The following is an 18,119-nucleotide window of genomic DNA, read 5'->3' as shown; positions in this document are numbered from 1 at the left end:
CCCCTCTGGCAGGTTCCTGAATAATGGAAGAGGCAACACTGGGGGTTCGTTTGGGAACCCTCGACGTGTGATCTACGTTATATAGCTATGGATTCGCTTCGATCATTTACCCCTCCTCTGCGATTTTATGAAACGACAGATCGGCTCACTTCTGACGCTCGGCGTGGTTTGGCTCTGTCTTCCGGTGGTTGCCATGGCTACGATCGTGGAACTGAAAAACGGCATGCGGCTGGAAGGCTCGGTCGGCAAGATCGCCAGCATGAGCGACGATCCACTGAAGACCCCCACCGCCGGCGCGGTCGACAACCAGTTGATCGTCTTCGTCGATAACGATTTGAAACGCACGTTCGTCTCGACCTACCAGGTGCAAGACGTGCAAGAGGCCGCATCAACGCCCGTCGAACGGGTCAAGATCGACCAACGCGTGGCAAGTTCCGGGCGAACGGTTCACGCGGTCGGGGAAGGGATCCGCATCACGCCCTGGGACGAATTCGGTCGACGCATCTATTCGATGCAGACCGCCCGGGGGCAAATCGATGTGATCCAGGGCATTACGGAAATCACCCCGCAGTGGACGCGCGTCGAAGGTCTAATGGCCGATGATCCTTACGTCTGGGACATGCGAATCCGTACCAGCAACATCCCGCGCGAAAAGCTCAGCGCGATTTTGATGCGCCGAATCGATCCAAGCAACGCTTCGCAGCGTCTGCAGATCGTGCGTCTTTATCTGCAAGCAGAACGGTATCGCGATGCGGCCGCGGAACTGAGCGCGCTGATGAACGACTTCGCGGATTTGAAAGCTCAGTTCGGCAAGCAGCTTGATGAACTGTATCAGTTAAGCGCCACGACGCTAATCGACGAAGTGGAACTGCGAAAAGAGACCGGGCAGCACAATCTTGCCTATGGCATGCTGAACAAGTTCCCTGAAGACAAGGTCGCCAGTTCGACGCTCCTGCGGGTCAAGCAGATGCTGACCGAGTACCAGACCGCGTATGAACGTCGCGACAAGATGTTTACGCTGTTGAAGGATCACCTGGCAGCGTTTGAAGATCCGACGCTCAAGCCATTGGTCGAGAAAGCAGTTGCCGAGATCGAAGCGGAGCTGAACATTAACAATATGGATCGCCTCGGACCTTACCAACGGCTTTCGGACGACCAGAAATTGAAGGTGGGCGAAAAGCTCTCGCTGGCGATCAGTGGCTGGATTTTGGGAGCGAACGATTCGACCGAGAACCTGGCGGTCGCTTTAAGCGTGTACGAAGCCCGCGACCTGGTTAGCGAGTACATCACGAACAATCCTGGCGTCAATCGCCAAGCGATCCTCGACAAGCTGAAGGGGATGGAAGGTGGTGTTCCGGCCTACGTCGCCAAGATTCTACTGAACATGAAGCCGCCGCTGGGCAATGCCGCTCCGGAAACCGCTTCCGAGATCGCCGGCTATTACCTGATGCGTGTCCCTGGCGTTCCAGGCCGGTCAGACTTCTTTTACTACGTACAGCTTCCGCAAGGCTACGATCCATATCGCAAGTATCCAACGATCGTCACGCTGCATGGTGCCGGTACGACCGCCGAACAGCAGATCGATTGGTGGGCCGGAACGCATAGTGAGAAAGCGAAGATCCGCACCGGTCAGGCCGCGCGCAACGGCTACATCGTCATTGCTCCGATGTGGGCCGAAGAGCATCAGTTTGAATACAACTATTCTGCCTACGAACATGCCTCGGTGCTGTTCAGCTTGCGACATGCACTACGGCACTTTTCGATCGATACCGACCGTGTCTACCTGACCGGACACTCGATGGGTGGCGACGCTGCTTGGGACATTGGTTTAGCGCATCCTGACCTATGGGCTGGAGTGATTCCGATCGTTGCCCAAGCCGACAAGTACGTGGCACGCTATTGGGAGAATGCCCGCGATGTACCCATGTATTTCGTTTGCGGTGAACTGGATGGCAGCAAACGCGAGATCAACTCGCGTGACTTCGATCGTTACCTGACGAAGACTAATTTCGACACGATGATTGTCGAATATCGTGGTCGCGGCCATGAACATTTCCAGGACGAGATCCCTGATATCTTCGAGTGGATGTCGCTTCACAAGCGGCAATTCTTCCCGAAAGAGTTCGAGGTGGTCTCGATGCGTCCTTGGGACAACTTCTTCTTCTGGCTGGAGGTGAGTGACTTCCCCGAGCGAAGCCTCGTGCTGCCGGCGAACTATCCAGAACCGAAGAAGTCGCCCGTCAAGATTGCCGGCAAGGTACTCGCGACGAATGGTGTGCTGGTCACCAGCGGAACCGGGAAGGCGATTATCTATCTGACGCCAGATCTGGTGAACTTCGACGAGCGAATGACAGTGACCTACGGCGGGCGAAACTATGGCGGCAACGTCGTTCCGTCGACCGAGGTGATGTTGGAAGATGCCCGCACGCGAGCCGATCGGATTCATCCCTTCTGGGCGAAGGTCGATACGAGCGAACGCTAGTTCCTCGCGCACAAAAAAAGCGAGCACCCACACACTGCGTGGATGCTCGCTTCGCTGTTTCTTGGCGGGACCTTATTCGTCGGTCACGCAACCTTCCGAAGCGCTCTTCACATTCTTGATGTACTTGTAGAGCGTGCCTCGCGTCACCTTGTAAGGTGGAGCGACCCAGGCTTCCTTACGCTTGGCGAGTTCTTCTTCCGAGACTTCCAGGTCGATCGAACGCTTCTCGGCATCGATCGTGATGATGTCACCATCCTTCGCCAACGCGATCGGGCCACCGACCTGGGCTTCTGGCGTGACGTGACCCACGATGAAGCCGTGCGAACCGCCTGAGAAGCGACCATCGGTCAACAAAGCGACATGGGAGCCGAGGCCGGCGCCCATGATTGCCGAAGTCGGGGTCAGCATTTCTGGCATGCCAGGGCCACCCTTTGGACCTTCGTAGCGAATCACGACGACGTCACCCTTGACGATCTTCTTATCTTCCAGGGCGTGCAGCATGTCTTCTTCCGAGTCGAACACCTTGGCTGGGCCGCTGAACTGCAGACCTTCCTTGCCGGTGATCTTCGCCACGGCACCTTCCGGTGCGAGCGAACCGAACAGCATCTGCAAGTGACCGGTCTTCTTGATTGGGTTCGACAGCGGACGAACGATGTCTTGGCCTTCTGGGAAGCCAGGAACCTCGGCACAGTTTTCGGCCAGTGTCTTGCCGGTGACCGTCAAGCAGTCGCCGTTCATTAGACCTTCCTGCAGCAGGTACTTCATCACGGCTGGCGTGCCGCCGATCTTGTGCAGGTCTTCTTGCACGTACTTGCCGCTTGGCTTGAAGTCGGCCAGCATCGGAACGCGATCGCTGACCGCTTGCCAGTCGGCCAGGCCGAGATCGATGTCGACGCTACGAGCCATGGCGATCAAGTGCAGCACGGCGTTGGTCGAACCTCCCAATGCCATGACGACCACCATCGCGTTCTCGAACGCCTCGCGGGTCATGATGTCGCGTGGCTTGATGTCTTTTTCCAGCAAGTTGCGAATGGCGGCACCCGCGCGGTGGCATTCGTCGATCTTGCCTTCGTCTTCAGCTGGGATGCTGGCAGAGAAGGGGAGCGACATGCCCAGTGCTTCGATCGCCGAAGCCATGGTGTTGGCCGTGTACATACCGCCGCAGGCACCGGCCCCTGGGCACGAACTACGAACGATTTCCTTACGTTCGTCTTCGGTGATGGTGCCGGCCAGGAACTGACCATAGCACTGGAATGCCGAAACGACGTCTAGCTTCTCGCCGTTGCGGAAGCCTGGCTTGATGGTCCCGCCGTAAACCATCAATGCTGGACGATTCAAACGGCCCATCGCGATCAAGCAGCCTGGCATGTTCTTGTCGCAGCCTGGGATCGCAACCAGGGCGTCGTACCACTGACCACCCATGATCGTTTCGATCGAGTCGGCGATCAGATCGCGGGACTGCAGCGAGAAGCTCATCCCGTCGGTTCCCATCGAGATACCATCGCTCACGCCGATGGTGTTGAATCGCATGCCGACCATGTCGGCCCCAACCACGCCCTGCTTGACCTCTTCGCCCAGCTTGTTGAGGTGCATGTTGCAGGTATTACCTTCGTACCAGACGCTGCAGATACCAACTTGGGCCTTTTGCATGTCGGCGTCGGTGAGCCCCGTTCCATACAACATGGCCTGAGATGCACCTTGGCTTTTGGGTTGGGTCACACGCGAGCTGTACTTATTCAGGGGCTGGGACACGCGAAAGTTTCCTGCTGCTGCTTACTAAGGGGCGGGGATAGGACGTAAGGAACCCGATATTCTAGCCAGACAAGGGAAATCTCGCCAGGATCGGCATGAATTGCGGAAAAACTGCCTTAACCGCTTAAATACCGGCATTTCTGATCTGACTCGGGGGGCTTGCTTGAGGTAAAATAGTTTGAGAGCCAACCTTTCCCAACTCTTCCGTAGCGACCCACCCTGGGAGCCCACCGCGAACATGAGAATTACGCCCCTCCTGCTACTCGGCTGCCTTTTGGCAGTCGGAGTGCCGTCGATTGTTTCGGCCCAGAACGACGATTTGCTTTTCGACAAGACTTCCTTCGCGGGCTGGGAAGGAAACCTCGATTGGTTCCGCATCGAGAACGATTCGGTCGTTGCAGGACGCCTTGATCAAGATATCCCCCGCAATGAGTTTCTTTGTACCGAGCAAGAGTTTGCGGACTTTGAATTAACGCTCGAAGCGAAGCTCGTGGGCGATGGAAAGAACGCGGGAATCCAATTTCGCAGCAAGCGGATTCCAGACCATCACGAAGTGATCGGATACCAGTGCGACATGGGCTGGCAAGGCGATAAGCCGATCTGGGGATCGCTGTACGACGAATCGCGACGTCGCAAATTCTTGGCGGAAGGCGATACCGAGAAACTGCGGAAAGAAATCGCCGGCAAAGAGTTTATTCCCCTGAAAATCCGGGCCCAAGGCAAACATATTCAGATCTGGGTTGGCAGTCTGAAGACGGTCGATTATCACGAAGCGGACGACAACATTCCTCAGTCAGGGATCATTGGTCTCCAGATTCATTCCGGGCCAAAGTGTGAAGCCTGGTATCGCAACATCCGTCTTAAAAAGCTCTAAATCGTCGCGGAAATGAGTTCCCCACCCGATTTCTTTTACTTCGATCTGGGCAAGGTGCTGCTCGATTTCGATCACGGGATCGCCTGCCGACAACTGGCAGAGCTGATGGGGACCACTGAAAATGTTATCCAGCGCGACGTCTTCGCGTCGGGGCAGCAATGGAAGTACGAACGTGGCGAGATCGACACGCAACAGTTTCATCGATGGCTCTGCGAGCGGTACGAAATCGAGCCTTCGATCGAAGATGTTGTCTATGCGGCCTCGGCGATCTTCCAGCCGATGCCCGAGGTGATCGAGATTGCCCAGGCCTTGAACGGGGCTGGGCATCGCCTGGGAATCTTGTCGAATACCTGCGACGCGCACTGGCAGTATTGCCTCGATCGCCCTTACTCTTTTCTCGATGAACTGTTCTCGGTTCATGCACTCAGCTTTCGGCTGGGATGTGCCAAACCGGAGTCGGCAATTTACGAAAAAGCCGCACAACTGTGCGAATCAGACCCCAAAAAGGTCTTTTTTGTGGATGACCGCAGCGAAAACGTCGAGGGTGCCGTTTCTGCCGGTTATGACGCCATCTTGTTCCAAGATGCGGCTCAATTGCGTGCCGAGTTGCATGCTCGGGGAGTCCACCTGTAGGTGGTGGTAACGATTCTACGGTCACCCCCCGTTTTGTCTTCGTCTGCGGTGCCACTGCTGGGTTGCCTACCTCTGATACCGACCTAACTTTGCCCAGATTGTTATGGCAACTCTCGGATCTTGTTTGGGGCACCGTAAAAATGGGATCAATCTCGCCAACGAATGAAAAACTGATTCTTCACGTCGACGACGACTCGACGTTCCTGAAGCTCGCCAACCATCGATTGACACAGCGTGGGTACGAAGTGACGTCGCTCGATCGGCCTGATCAGGCCCTCAAGCAACTCCTCAATTCCAACTGCCGTGTGTGCATCCTCGATATCGACATGCCACGTATTAACGGCTTGGACTTGCTACAGGAAATCAAGGCGTACGATGGTGGCATTCAAGTCATCATGCTGACCGGCCTGGTTTCGCAGATGACGGTGTTGGAGTCACTTCGCGGGGGAGCCGAAGCGTGCTTCTTCAAACCGATGAACGACTTCACCCCACTGTACGAAGCGCTGGATGCGGTCTTCCTCAAAGCAGCACGCTGGTGGCAATGCCTTCACGAGCTGAAGAACCGTCGTCAGCACGAACTGGGTGAAGCGAAGAGTAGTATCACTGTCTAAGTGTTCAACGACCTCTATGAAGTCACAGGCATATGACCAGTAACACGGAAGCCAACGACGAACTGCTGTTAGCCTTCATCGATGAATCGCTGCATTCGATTCATGGATTGGCGGATCAAATCACAGCTTATTTGAAGAGTCCCAGTAATGCGGATTCAATCAATGGCGTATTTCGAACCGTCCATTCGATTAAGGGTAACGCCGGCTTCTTTGGTCTATCGGCGATCAAAAGATTCGCACACGCGGTCGAAAATACCCTCGACGATGTTCGTAACCAGAAGCTTGCGCTAACCGAAGACCTGACTCGCGCGCTGATTGATGCCTTCGATCGACTGAATTCGCTGCTGCAACGCGTTGAGGAAAACCGGTACGAAGACACGCTTTCTCCAGAAGAAATCTCTCTGCTGGAACGTATCTCGGAGCTATCGGTCCAGGCGAGTGGATCGTCTGGTGGTGAAGATTCGCTGCTGCGCGAACTGCAAGAGCTGGCCCTCGAAATGAACGCGGCTGGTTTTCCAGAGTCGCTACGTTGGGCTGAAAAAATCTCGGGACTGGTCGGAAACACCGACGAAACAAAACAAGGAGAAGATGCTCCGGTTCCAACACCAGAGGAAGTGTTGGCTTCCACCTATCTTATCGACGGCGAAGATGTTTCTTCGATGCTTCATGACGTTGCCGATGCTTTCATTTGGCCGGCCGATTCGAAGTGGACCGACGAGCAGTCGACGTCCGTTCTTGATCGACTCGCCGACATGGTGATGGTCTGTCGCCTTAAGGGAGAAGGTGGTGGACACGAGAAAATTGAAGCCGCGCTTAAGGACTTCAAGGTCCTCTACGAAAGCCCGATCGGTGTCGACCAGGGCCTGCTTTCGGTGATCTGGGACCAGGTTGCCAGCGTGATTCAAACCTTCAATCTGCCTCCTGAAGTCCAAGAGCCGCAGGTTGTCAAAGAAGTTGCTTCGTCGTCTGCGGGTGATCAAGCCGCGGAATCACCATCGAGCCCGGCAGCGAATCACGCCAAGCGATCGCGTGCGATTCGTGTGAATGAAAATCACCTTGATCGATTCCTCGACGACGTTTCGGCATTGTTCATTACCTGCGAACGTTTGAAAGACGTTCAAAGTCGGATGGCTGCCTCGGAAGCCGTGGGAGAACTGGTCGAAGAACTCCGTCAAATAAACGTGACGTTCTCGACCCAGGCCAACGAGCTTCAGAAGAGTGTCGTAGCCCTGCGCAAGGTGCCGATCCGTGCCTTGCTGTCCAAGTTCCCACCGATGGCTCGCAAACTGGCCAGCGACTTAGGGAAGTCGATCGACGTGCATATCGAGGGGGAAGAAGTCGAAGTCGACAAGTCGTTGATCGAAGATCTCGATTCGCCGCTCACCCACATGATCCGGAACGTGGCCGACCATGCAATCGAAACGCCACAAGATCGACTGGCTCGTGGTGTCGCGGAAACCGGCAACCTGTGGATTCGTGCCGAAACGACCCGCACACATGTCGTGCTGACAATTCGCGACGATGGGCGCGGTATCGATCCGACACGGATTCGCCAAAAAGCCATCGACAAGCAGTTGATGCCGCCCGAACAACTTTACGCTATGTCCGATGCCGATGTGATCGACCTGATCTTTCACCCGGGCTTCTCGACTGCCGAACAGATCACCGATGTCTCGGGGCGTGGTGTCGGGATGGACGTGGTCCGAACGACGATTCGCGATCACGACGGCGACGTGCATGTCGAATCGGTGGTCGGGCAAGGAACAACGTTCACCATCGAGATTCCGATCCGTCAGGCCGTGCTTGTGATTGAAGGTTTGCTGGTCGCAGCCGACAACGAACAGTTCGTCCTGCCGTTCGAGAACATTCGCGAAGTGATGGAACTGGATAGCAAGGACATCAAGACCTGTCACGGCTTGCCAATGACCGTGGTGCGTGGCAAAACGGTCTCGGTGATGTCGCTGGCCGAACAGATGGAACTCGCCAGCACCTTGACATGGACCGACAAATTGAAGCACCATGCTGTGCTGGTCGCCAGCAAGCAAGGGGCTGCCTGTCTGCTGGTCGACAGCGTGCTTGGCAAACGCAAAGTTGTGGTGAACGATTTGCAGAACATCATCGAGAACTGCAGCCGTATTGGTGGCGTCGCTCAACTCGGAGGGGGACGTTTGTCGCTCGTAGTCAGTGTGCCTGAGCTGGTCAAAGGCATGGCACCAACGTTGACTGTTTAAAGCAACCCGGAATCAGGCGAGTTTGTCGTCTGATTCCAGATAATCGCCCAAGGGGAGCACGACTTCAATCGTTGTTCCCTTGCCGGGCGAGCTGGCAATGTCTGCCTGACCACCGAGTAACGTGGCCCGTTCGTGGATCCCTGACAAACCACAGCGTCGGGGATCGATCTTTTGGATATCGAAGCCACATCCATCATCTTCAATCTTGATGTGGATCGTTTTCTCGCTTTGCTGGATATCGACCGACGCCGCGTTGGTGCCGCTATGACGCCGTGCGTTGTTGACCCCTTCCTGGACCGTGCGATAAATCGCCATCTCAAGTGAAGGAGCGATGCGGCGAAAGAAGATTTCATGTTGGAAGTCGATCTGGAAATCTTCGTCCAACATACGGGTAACCAGGTCGTTGATCGCGGCGACCACACCACCTTCTTCCAGGCTCAAAGGACGCAAGCCATTGAGAAGACGACGAATCTCTCCGATCGCATTGGAAAGCAATGTCGTCCCGCGGCTAAGTTCGTGGTGGCCATCCACTTCGTCCGAAACAAAGCTGAGCCCGGTTTGTAGAAACATGAGCGCTCCGGTCATGTCTTGCACGACGCCGTCGTGGATTTCGTAGGCGATCAGGCGGCGGTCACGCTCGTTGGTATCAAGCAGCCGCCGCAGGGCACGACGATCTCGCAAAATCTCTTCCTCGCGCTGTTTGCGGGCACTCACGTCAAGGAAAAAGCCCAGCAGGGCAGGCTGCCCGGCATAAACAATCCGGTCCAGATAGACCGCGGCCCATACCGATTTGCCGGTGCCATCCTTCAGTTTCATGGTCATGCCGCGAATCGGCTGACTACTGGCAACGCGTTCAAGCAAGGCTGCCCGTTGGGCCGGATTCGCGTAGAAGTTACTGGTGAACTGTTCCTGCAGCGTTTCGTACGGCGTACCAAAAATTTGAGCCAGACCACGGTTGCCGTAGAGCACGCCGCCCGTTTCGAGGTCCGAGATCACCACCGGAATCGGCGTCGACTCTACCATGATCCGGAATCGTTCGTCACTTTCCAGCAAAGCGGCTTCGACTTCCGTTTTGCGCTTGAGCAGTTCGTTGACTTCGTCCCGCTCTTCGGTTACATCGAGCGTGACGCCGACCACGATCGAGTCGTGGGGATCGTTGTCGTTTTTCAGCGGAGCATAGCGGGCCTGTTCGATACGACCGGTTGTTTCGCTACGGACGCAGACAATTTGTTCTTTTTGCTCTTGGTAGGCCTTGTCGATCGCGGCTTCAAGTAGCGTCGCTTCTGTTTCCGAGACGAAGTCTCGCACATACATCCCGACCGGTTGATCGGCGCAGTCGTCGCGAAAGTGATTCAGATAGGTGATCTTATAGTCTTGCGACAACGTGAAAATGTGGACCGGAACCGATTTGAGGATCGCATGCAGTTGGGCGTTCTCTTGGCGGAGACGGGCATTCTCTTGTTCGAGATCGGCGACACGCCAGGCAAGGGTTTCTGCCGTGTCCCCTCGATAGCAAGATTGGTTATCGTCAAGCGTCACGTCCGAGGTCCCTCCTGCGGAAGAGTCGAGGCATGGCAATAAAAAATGGATTGCCAACATAACTGTCGACAATCCATTCTAGTCGTTCCTGCGGTTCAGGCGAGCCTGTTGCTCGCTCGAAACGGGCTTTACAGGTACATGTTGAAGATGTGTTCCAACAATTCCTGGCGACCACTCTTGTTCGGGCTGACTTCACCCTTCTCGAGCATGTAAGCTTCCAGCGTCTTGAAGTTGTGCTTGCCAGCTTCGATGTCGGCACCCACACCTTCGTCCCAGCTCTGGTAACGTTCTCGGACGAACGACTCGAGCTTGCCATCGGCGCGGATCGCAGCGGCCACTTTCAGCCCCTTGGCGAACGCATCCATCCCACCAATGTGGGCATAGAACAAGTCGATCGGCTCGAAGCTTTCACGCCGAACCTTAGCGTCGAAGTTCACGCCGCCAGAACCAAGACCGCCATACTTCAAGATCGACAGCATGCATTCGGTCGTCAGGTAGTAGTTCGTCGGGAACTGGTCGGTATCCCAGCCCAACAGCAGGTCGCCCGTGTTGGCGTCGATCGAACCGAGGATGCCGTTGGCACCTGCGTATTCGAGCTCGTGCTGCATGGTGTGACCCGCCAGCGTTGCGTGGTTGGTCTCGAGGTTCATCTTGAAATGCTTGTCCAAGTCGTACGACTTCAAAAACGCCAGGCAGTTGGCGGTGTCGAAATCGTATTGATGCTTGGTTGGCTCTTTCGGCTTGGGTTCGATCAGGAACTGACCGGTGAAGCCAATTTCCTTGGCGTAGTCGACCGCCATGTGGAAGAAGTTCGCCAGGTGATCCAGCTCACGCTTCAGGTCGGTGTTGAGCAGGTTCTGGTAACCTTCTCGGCCACCCCAGAACACGTAGTTCTCGCCACCCAGTTGCTTGGTCACTTCCAGGGCCTTTTTGACACTGCAAGCGGCGTAGGCAAAGGTATCGGCGTTGCAGCTTGTGGCGGCACCATGCATGAAGCGTGGGTGGCTGAACATGTTGGCCGTGCCCCACAGCAGCTTGATGCCGGTGCGTTCCTGTTCTTCCTGCAAGGCTGCGACGACGGTGTCGAAGTTCTTGTAGGTTTCCTTCAGGTTCGAGCCTTCCGGAGCGACGTCGCGATCGTGGAACGCGTAGTAAGGAGCCCCCAGCTTTTCGATGAACTCGAAAGCGACCTTCACACGTTTGACCGCGTTTTCGACGGTGTCGCTGCCATCGTCCCAAGGACGGATCGCCGTGCCAGGACCGAACGGATCGGAACCGGTGCCGCGGAAGGTGTGCCAATAGACGACGCTGAAGCGGAAGTGGTCCTTCATCGTCTTGCCTTCGATCACTTCATCCGGGTTGTACCAGCGGAACGCCAGCGGATTACGCGAATCGGGGCCTTCGTATTCGATCTTTCCGACTTCAGGGAACGCAGTCATGATTCTTTCCAAAATTGGGGGTGTTGAATATTGAGTCGTTACAGTTCCAGTTGCGATTCCGCGAACACCATTTCCTTTTGGTGGGCTTCAATCACTTTCTGGATCGATTCGATCACGGCCGGGTTTTGCTTGGCGAGATTGCGAGATTCGCCAGGATCTTCTTCCAGATTGAACAGCAGCGGCGGGTTGTGCACTTCGCGCTTGGCACCGCCATAACCGGTTTGCGTCTTCAAGTGAAGCTTCCACGGACCATGGCGAACCGCCATCAAATCGTAGCCGCGATAATAGAATAAAGCATTGCGGTTACTCTTCCCGGTTTGTTTGAGCACCGGGGTCAGGTCGTAACTGTCGAGTTTTCGGTCTTCTGGCAGGGGCAAACCGGCCAGCGAAGTGAACGTGGCCATCAGGTCCATCGTGCTTCCGACGTCCGCGGCCACTTCAGCCGAGGGGATCGTTTTCGGCCACCAGAAAATTGTCGGCTCTCGCATTCCGCCATCCCAGGTGCTTCCCTTCCCATCGCGCAGTGGGCCGGCCGAACCACCATGGTCGTCGAAGATCAACCAAGGGCCATTATCGCTGCAGAACACAACCAGCGTCTTCTCATCGAGGCCCGTATCGCGAAGCTTTTGCAGCACCTGGCCAACGCTCCAGTCGATCTCTTCGATCACGTCGCCATAGTAGCCACGTCGACTGACGCCAGTGAATTCAGGCGAGCGAAACAGCGGGATATGTGGCATCGAGTGCGCTAGGTAAACGAAGAACGGTTCGTCCTGATGCTCGTCGATGAACTTGAGTGTCTCTTCGGTGTAGCGTCGCGTGATTGTCGTTTGATCGGCCGGACGTTCGATGATCTCTTCGTTTCGCATCAGCGGCACATTGAAGTACTCACTCTTCGGTTCCCAGAACGACTCGCGTCCCTTCGGGGCACTGGCCAACCGGTCCATGTCGTTAGAGTAAGGAATGCCGAAGTAATAGTCGAAGCCGTTGTTGGTTGGCAGAAACTGCTTGTGATGACCCAGGTGCCATTTGCCAATGCAAGCGGTCGCATAGCCGCCTGGCTTGAGGGCTTCGGCCAGCGTGATTTCGTCGGCGGGCAGTCCACCTTTCGAGTCGGGAAACAGCACGCGACGCTTGTCGCTGCACATGCCTGAGCGGCAAGGGAGACGACCAGTCATCAGGGCTGCGCGGCTAGGCGTGCAGACGGAAGCACCCACATAGAACTGTGTGAACTTCATTCCCTCCGAGGCCATCTGGTCAAGATACTTCGTTCGGATCGTCGGGTTGCCGAAGCAGCCCAGGTCGCCATATCCCAGGTCATCGCAGAAGATGACGACGAAGTTAGGCTTATCAGCCGTGCTTTCGTCGGCAGCGTGAAGCGGAGCAACGCAGCAGAGGGTTACCGCTGCGAGCAGCGTCAACCGGCACCAATTTTCGCGAGAGGTGGTGTGCATGGGGCTTTTCAGGGGATGAGAGATCAGCGTTGGAAGGAGGGTAGGTGATCGTCATCATAAGGCCTACCCCGCCGTGATTCAACTAACGGAACTCTCAGGGATCTGAGAAATTTTGCAACACCAGACTCGCCGCATCACGACGAGGTGAAACGCCGTAAAACCCAGTCTCCCCAGGCTCCAGATAGTTGTGCGATGGCAAACAGAAGCCTCGCCTTGCCGGGCCAGACGATTTCGGTCTGACGTTTTTCACAGCCTTTGAGAATCGTATCCGCGAGCGTCGCGGGATCGATCGATTTCACCTTCACCCCGGCGCCTGGTTTCCGAGCGGAATCGGGGAGCCCATCCGTTTGATCGGCGTAGCGCTGCCCGGCATCGTCACGGGCAATGGGACCTGGGCAAACGAGCATGACATGAATGCCTGACTCGCCCAGTTCGAGTCGAAGCTGATGATTGAGCCCCGCCAGAGCGAACTTGGAAGTCGCATAAGGGCCGATAAACTTCGAGGCACTCTTCGACGCGAGCGAGCCCATGTTCACGATGTGCCCGCGCGATTGTTCCAGTAAAGGCCGAGCCGCCTGAACGCAGCGCACCGTCGAGAGAACATTCAAATCGAACGACAGCAGAAAGTCGTCGATGGAGGTCTCGCAGACCATTCCCCGTGAGCTCATGCCGGCGATGTTGAAAAGGGCATCCAGCCTGCCTGGCTGGCGACGCACTTCTTCAAACAACGCTACGACCGAGTCGTCGTTCGTCACATCGGTCGGGATCGCCGTCGAGAGCTTACCTTCGGGATCGATTTCGGCTGCTGCTCGCTCCAGCTTCTCGGAATCACGAGCCACCATCACAACATGACAGCCATTTTGGATAAGTCGAGCGGCCAGCACTTTGCCGAAGCCTTGCGAGGCTCCGGTCACGACGGCCACTTTTTCCTGCCAGTACGTCACCGTTGTCGTTCTATGTCTTATCTGAAGTCGCGAAGCGTTCCCTTGAACAAGTAAAAACCCCTGATCCGATCAAATCGAACCAGGGGAAGGGAAAGGCATGATGGGAGTTCAGATTATACGGTGACCTCGTATCCTTTGCGAGCTTCTCGCGATTGCATGGCGTTGGCCTGGTCGTCCCCTACGATCTGCTGGCTCTTGGGATCCCACTTGAGCGAGCGATTCAAGCGAATCGCGATGTTGGACAGGTGGCATGTCGTCAGGGCCCGGTGATGCGTGTAAACATCGGAAATTGGCAGGCTCCGCGTCTTCACGCACTCGAAGAAGTTCGTCATATGGGCATTGTTGGCCGCTGGATTCTTGCCGCCATAGATTTCGGCGATCGCATTTTCCGGGAGCGGATTGTCCTTCAAGGCATCGATCGGGGCACCGACCAGTTTGCCGCGATTGACCAGAAAACGTCCTTCGGTCCCGGTAAACATGATGCCGTTGTCGAAGCCGAGCTCTTGCTGGTGCGAATTCTTGATGTCCATGACCACGCCGTTGTCGAACGTCGCTTTGACATGGAATTCGGTCGCGCAGTTGTACTGGTCGTCTTGGACCGGCATGCCATCTTTCAACTCGACCGGATGCTTGGCGTAGATCGGCTCGATGGAAGTTGCGCCCATCCCTTCACCACTCTGGCCGATGGCCCACTGGGCGATATCGACATGATGGGCACCCCAGTCGGTCAGCTTGCCGCCGGAGTATTCGTACCACCAGCGGAACTCGTAGTGGCAACGCGTCTTGGCGAACTTGCCATCCATCCGCCAGCGATAGTCGACCATGGGAGCCTGACCGAGCCATTTTTCCCAGTTCAAACCATTCGGGATGTCGGCGACCGGGATTGTGCCACTAGTCGGAGCTCCCCCAATCGCGACGGCAATGTTCTGTACGTCCCCGATGCGGCCGCTGCGAACCAGGGCGACAGCCTGAAGGAAACGCAGCCCCATCTCGCTTCGCTGCTGGGTACCGACCTGGAAGACTCGCCCGGTCTCTTTAGCGACCTGGCAGATCTTCTTGCCTTCGTCGATCGTCAGCGTCAAAGGCTTTTCGCAGTAGACATCTTTGCCTGCCTTCATCGCTTCGATGGCAATCTTCGAGTGCCAATGGTCGGTGGTCACGATCGTGACGATCTCGATGTCGTTGCGTTCGAGGATCTTCTGGTAATCCTCATAGATATCGACCTTCCGCTCGACACCCTTCTTCGACTGAATGTCGGTCACCTTCTTATGCGCCGCAGCGGCATGGTTGGCGTCGACGTCGCACACGGCGACCACGTCGCCCAGATGCATTGCGTTGGGACCGACGGCATTCCAGCGACTGCCGGTTCCGATGCAACCAATCAGGGGGCGATCGTTGGATTCGGTCGCCTTCTGCTCGTCCGCACGAACATTGCTCCCAGTGACAAAATAAGGAACCGCTCCGACGGCTGCTGCGGCAGCGGTTGTTTTCAGGAAGGATCGGCGCTCAGTGAAGCGTTGGCTCATGGCAGAATTCTCCAGACCTCAAGGTGATGAAACAGATCGAGCCGTAAGGGGAGCCGGCGGTGTGGTGATCTCGGCTTTCCGCGAAAAGAAAAGAAGGGAAATTGAGGTCAGATTAATGGCAGGTTTATGGTGTAGGAGTCTTTATAGTGGTCATTCGAGCCCCGAGGAAGCTTCTATTTCGAAAAATTGATGACATCGTCATGAAAGGGGCAGGCGACTCCCCAGAGGATTTAGCTAAATGAAGCACCGTAAAGAAACTACAAGGTTGCCGCAGTTACCTTTAGAGCCCGATTGGGGGCGGGAAACTTCATGGAACATTCGCCAAAGTGAGAAAAATCCACGCTGATTGGGGATTCCCTGTGGTTAAGGATTCCCAAAACCCCATCGTCATGTGCTAAGTGATGGGCTAGATTTATGCGTGTTACCTTTTTCCGACCAGTTGTTTTAACCCTTGGCTACGAACTATGTCTGCCGCTCGAATACTCCCGAACCGTGCTCGCACGAAAATCGTGGCCACTGTTGGTCCGGCATGTCGCTCGCCGGAAATGCTGGAAGAGCTGGTCATGGCCGGTGTCGACGTGTTTCGCGTGAACCTGGCGCACGGCGATCTGAAAGATCACTCGGAAGTCGTGCGTGCCATTCGCGAGATCAGCGCCAAGGTCGATCGACCGATCGCCGCTCTGGCAGACCTTTCGGGGCCGAAGATTCGTTTGGGCGTGCTGAAAGACGACATCATTCATTGCCACGAGGACGAAATCTTCACCTTCGTCCGTGGTGACGAATGCCACGAACCAAACAAGCTGACTTGTAACTACAAGCCGCTGGTCGACGAGTTGGAAGTTGGTAACGACGTGATGCTGGCCGACGGTACCGTGATGATGACGGTGCTGGAAAAGACCGAAGACACCGCCGTCTGCAAAGTGGTCCAGGCCGGTCCCATCCGTAGCCGTCAGGGGATCAACCTGCCGGGCACGAAGCTGAGCGTCGAAGCTTTGACGCCGCAAGATATCGAACATGTGAAATGGGCCGCCGAAAACGACCTGGACTATGTCAGTCTCAGCTTCGTCCGTTCGGCCGACGATCTTCGCCATCTGCGAGATCTGCTGATGCAGCACGAATCACGTGCATTCATCATCGCCAAGATCGAAAAGCGTGAAGCTCTCGACAATCTCGAAGACATCGTTCGCGAATCGAATGGTGTGATGGTTGCCCGTGGTGACTTGGGTGTCGAAATCGACGTTGCCGAAGTTGCTGCCGCTCAGAAGTTGATCGTGACGACCTGCTCGCGAATCGGTCGCCCGGTGATTGTCGCCACGCAGATGCTCGACAGCATGACAACCTCGAATCGTCCGACGCGTGCCGAAGCAACCGACGTTGCCAATGCGATCCTCGACGGTGCCGATGCTTGTATGCTTTCCGGCGAAACGGCCGTGGGTGTGCATCCAGTCGCCGTGGTGAAGATGATGAACCGCATCATGCTCGCCACCGAAAAGATGTGGATGCAGGAACGTGGTCGCTCGAACCGAATCGACAACCGTGTGGCCCAGGTGCATCCTGTGACGCAAGCTGTTGTGTCTGGTGCCACCATCACGGCCGAGCATTTGGAAGCCAAGTTGGTGGTGACCGCGACACGTACCGGTGGAACCGCCCTGACCAAGGCCAAGCTTCGCGATGCGATTCCCACGATCAGCGTGAGCGACTCCGATGCGGCCCTGCGAAGGATGTGCTTGTACTGGGGCGTGACGCCGATCTCGAATGCTCCGGTTCATAACGGCATTCAGCTTCGCCGCTTCATCGACCAGTGGGGCATCTCGAACGGTTACCTGGAAGAAGGGGACCGCGTCGTGTTTGTCACCGGTGGTGGCATCATGCAGTCGGCCGAATACATCGTCGTGGTTCACCGCGTCGAAAAGCCGCAGGACTAAGTTGCCTGGTCGGTGGCCTTGGTGAACTCGCCTTGCCAGGCCGAGTGCAGCGAACGCCACAAATGCTCGACTAGATTTGTCGTGACGAAGCAGCCCATTCCACTCAGGGCTGCTCCGCTGAGCACGCAAACGGCAAGTACGCCGTAATTGAATTGATGGGCCGGGACCCAACTGCTACCAATTCCCCCGGCCACGGCTCCCAGGGCGATCGATTGCCCGGCTAAGCCTATCTGCCAAATGGAAACTCGCGTTCTCTCAGCGAGATTCGGTCCTTTCCAGCGTGGCTTCCCTTTCGGTTTTGTTTCTCCCGATGGTGGTGGGACCGGAGGCCGAGGTAATCGCTTCTTTTCCAAACCCATCCGCCGGCTCAAGAACGACGCGCCTAAGTGGACCGCCGAGATCAGCAGAAACAAGCAGGTCATCGTCGCGGCAAAAGGGCCCAGCAATCGCAAGATGGCGAATACGATTCCCCACAAGGCAATCACAATTGCTAAGGCCCACAACGAGAAGGTAAGCCGGAACTCGAAATGCTCGTGAGAATCGCCTGACATGCGGTTTTCTCAAGGAAGTCGGGGGAAGTATCGCAACTGCTTATTATAGTATCGAGGTTGCCTTCTCGACGCCAAAGGTTCCGTCCCAGTAAACTGTGCAAACAGCTATCGGGTATCCGCAAAATACCTCTTAATGTGGGCATCTTCGGTCTTAGAGTTGA

At 56.0% G+C, this 18,119-nt stretch carries 13 protein-coding genes; 6 read left to right on the top strand and 7 right to left on the bottom strand.

Features of this window, described 5'->3' with window-relative positions; genetic code table 11:
- Positions 1–127 precede the first annotated feature (127 nt).
- Entirely contained in the window at positions 128–2,482 is a 2,355-nt protein-coding gene (locus AB1L30_RS16415) for a peptidase (RefSeq protein WP_367014503.1), read from the top strand.
- A gap of 72 nt (positions 2,483–2,554) precedes the next feature.
- On the opposite strand, the gene ilvD is transcribed toward AB1L30_RS16415, so the two are convergent.
- Positions 2,555–4,234, bottom strand: coding sequence for a dihydroxy-acid dehydratase (ilvD, locus tag AB1L30_RS16410; RefSeq protein ID WP_367014502.1), 1,680 nt, complete (start codon positions 4,232–4,234; stop codon positions 2,555–2,557).
- A 238-nt stretch (positions 4,235–4,472) separates the two neighbouring features.
- On the opposite strand from ilvD, the gene AB1L30_RS16405 reads away from it, so the two are divergent.
- The 4 genes from AB1L30_RS16405 to AB1L30_RS16390 all read left to right on the top strand — a co-directional run bounded on the left by AB1L30_RS16405 (position 4,473) and on the right by AB1L30_RS16390 (position 8,583).
- A complete protein-coding gene (locus AB1L30_RS16405; protein WP_367014501.1) occupies positions 4,473–5,108 on the top strand; it encodes a DUF1080 domain-containing protein in 636 nt (211 codons plus the stop codon).
- Between the two features lie 12 nt (positions 5,109–5,120).
- Entirely contained in the window at positions 5,121–5,741 is a 621-nt protein-coding gene (locus AB1L30_RS16400) for an HAD family phosphatase (RefSeq protein ID WP_367014500.1), read from the top strand.
- A gap of 140 nt (positions 5,742–5,881) precedes the next feature.
- Positions 5,882–6,352 (top strand): response regulator, encoded by a 471-nt coding sequence (locus AB1L30_RS16395; RefSeq protein ID WP_345086582.1) that lies wholly within the window; start codon positions 5,882–5,884, stop codon positions 6,350–6,352.
- Between the two features lie 32 nt (positions 6,353–6,384).
- Entirely contained in the window at positions 6,385–8,583 is a 2,199-nt protein-coding gene (locus AB1L30_RS16390; protein WP_367014499.1) for a chemotaxis protein CheA, read from the top strand.
- Between the two features lie 12 nt (positions 8,584–8,595).
- Here AB1L30_RS16390 and AB1L30_RS16385 read toward each other — a convergent pair whose 3' ends face one another.
- The 5 genes from AB1L30_RS16385 to AB1L30_RS16365 form a co-directional block, all read right to left on the bottom strand.
- Positions 8,596–10,122, bottom strand: a complete 1,527-nt coding sequence (locus AB1L30_RS16385; protein WP_367014498.1) for a PAS domain S-box protein — start codon at positions 10,120–10,122, stop codon at positions 8,596–8,598.
- Positions 10,123–10,250: 128 nt separating this feature from the next.
- Positions 10,251–11,561 (bottom strand): xylose isomerase, encoded by a 1,311-nt coding sequence (gene xylA / locus AB1L30_RS16380; protein WP_345086576.1) that lies wholly within the window; start codon positions 11,559–11,561, stop codon positions 10,251–10,253.
- Between the two features lie 38 nt (positions 11,562–11,599).
- A complete protein-coding gene (locus AB1L30_RS16375; RefSeq protein WP_367014497.1) occupies positions 11,600–13,012 on the bottom strand; it encodes a sulfatase in 1,413 nt (470 codons plus the stop codon).
- A gap of 134 nt (positions 13,013–13,146) precedes the next feature.
- A complete protein-coding gene (locus AB1L30_RS16370; RefSeq protein WP_367014496.1) occupies positions 13,147–13,956 on the bottom strand; it encodes an SDR family NAD(P)-dependent oxidoreductase in 810 nt (269 codons plus the stop codon).
- Between the two features lie 113 nt (positions 13,957–14,069).
- The gene (locus AB1L30_RS16365) at positions 14,070–15,482 is read right to left on the bottom strand and encodes a Gfo/Idh/MocA family oxidoreductase (protein ID WP_367014495.1); all 1,413 of its coding nucleotides are present in this window, start codon (positions 15,480–15,482) and stop codon (positions 14,070–14,072) included.
- A gap of 464 nt (positions 15,483–15,946) precedes the next feature.
- On the opposite strand from AB1L30_RS16365, the gene pyk reads away from it, so the two are divergent.
- Positions 15,947–17,407 (top strand): pyruvate kinase, encoded by a 1,461-nt coding sequence (pyk, locus tag AB1L30_RS16360; protein WP_367014494.1) that lies wholly within the window; start codon positions 15,947–15,949, stop codon positions 17,405–17,407.
- On the opposite strand, the gene AB1L30_RS16355 is transcribed toward pyk, so the two are convergent.
- Positions 17,404–17,958, bottom strand: coding sequence for a hypothetical protein (locus AB1L30_RS16355; protein WP_367014493.1), 555 nt, complete (start codon positions 17,956–17,958; stop codon positions 17,404–17,406). The two genes, pyk and AB1L30_RS16355, sit on opposite strands and share 4 nt — an antisense overlap.
- Positions 17,959–18,119: the final 161 nt, after the last annotated feature.

The sequence above is a fragment of the Bremerella sp. JC817 genome (genome assembly GCF_040718835.1).
Lineage (GTDB): Bacteria > Planctomycetota > Planctomycetia > Pirellulales > Pirellulaceae > Bremerella.
This window is presented reverse-complemented; position numbering and strand designations above follow the sequence as displayed.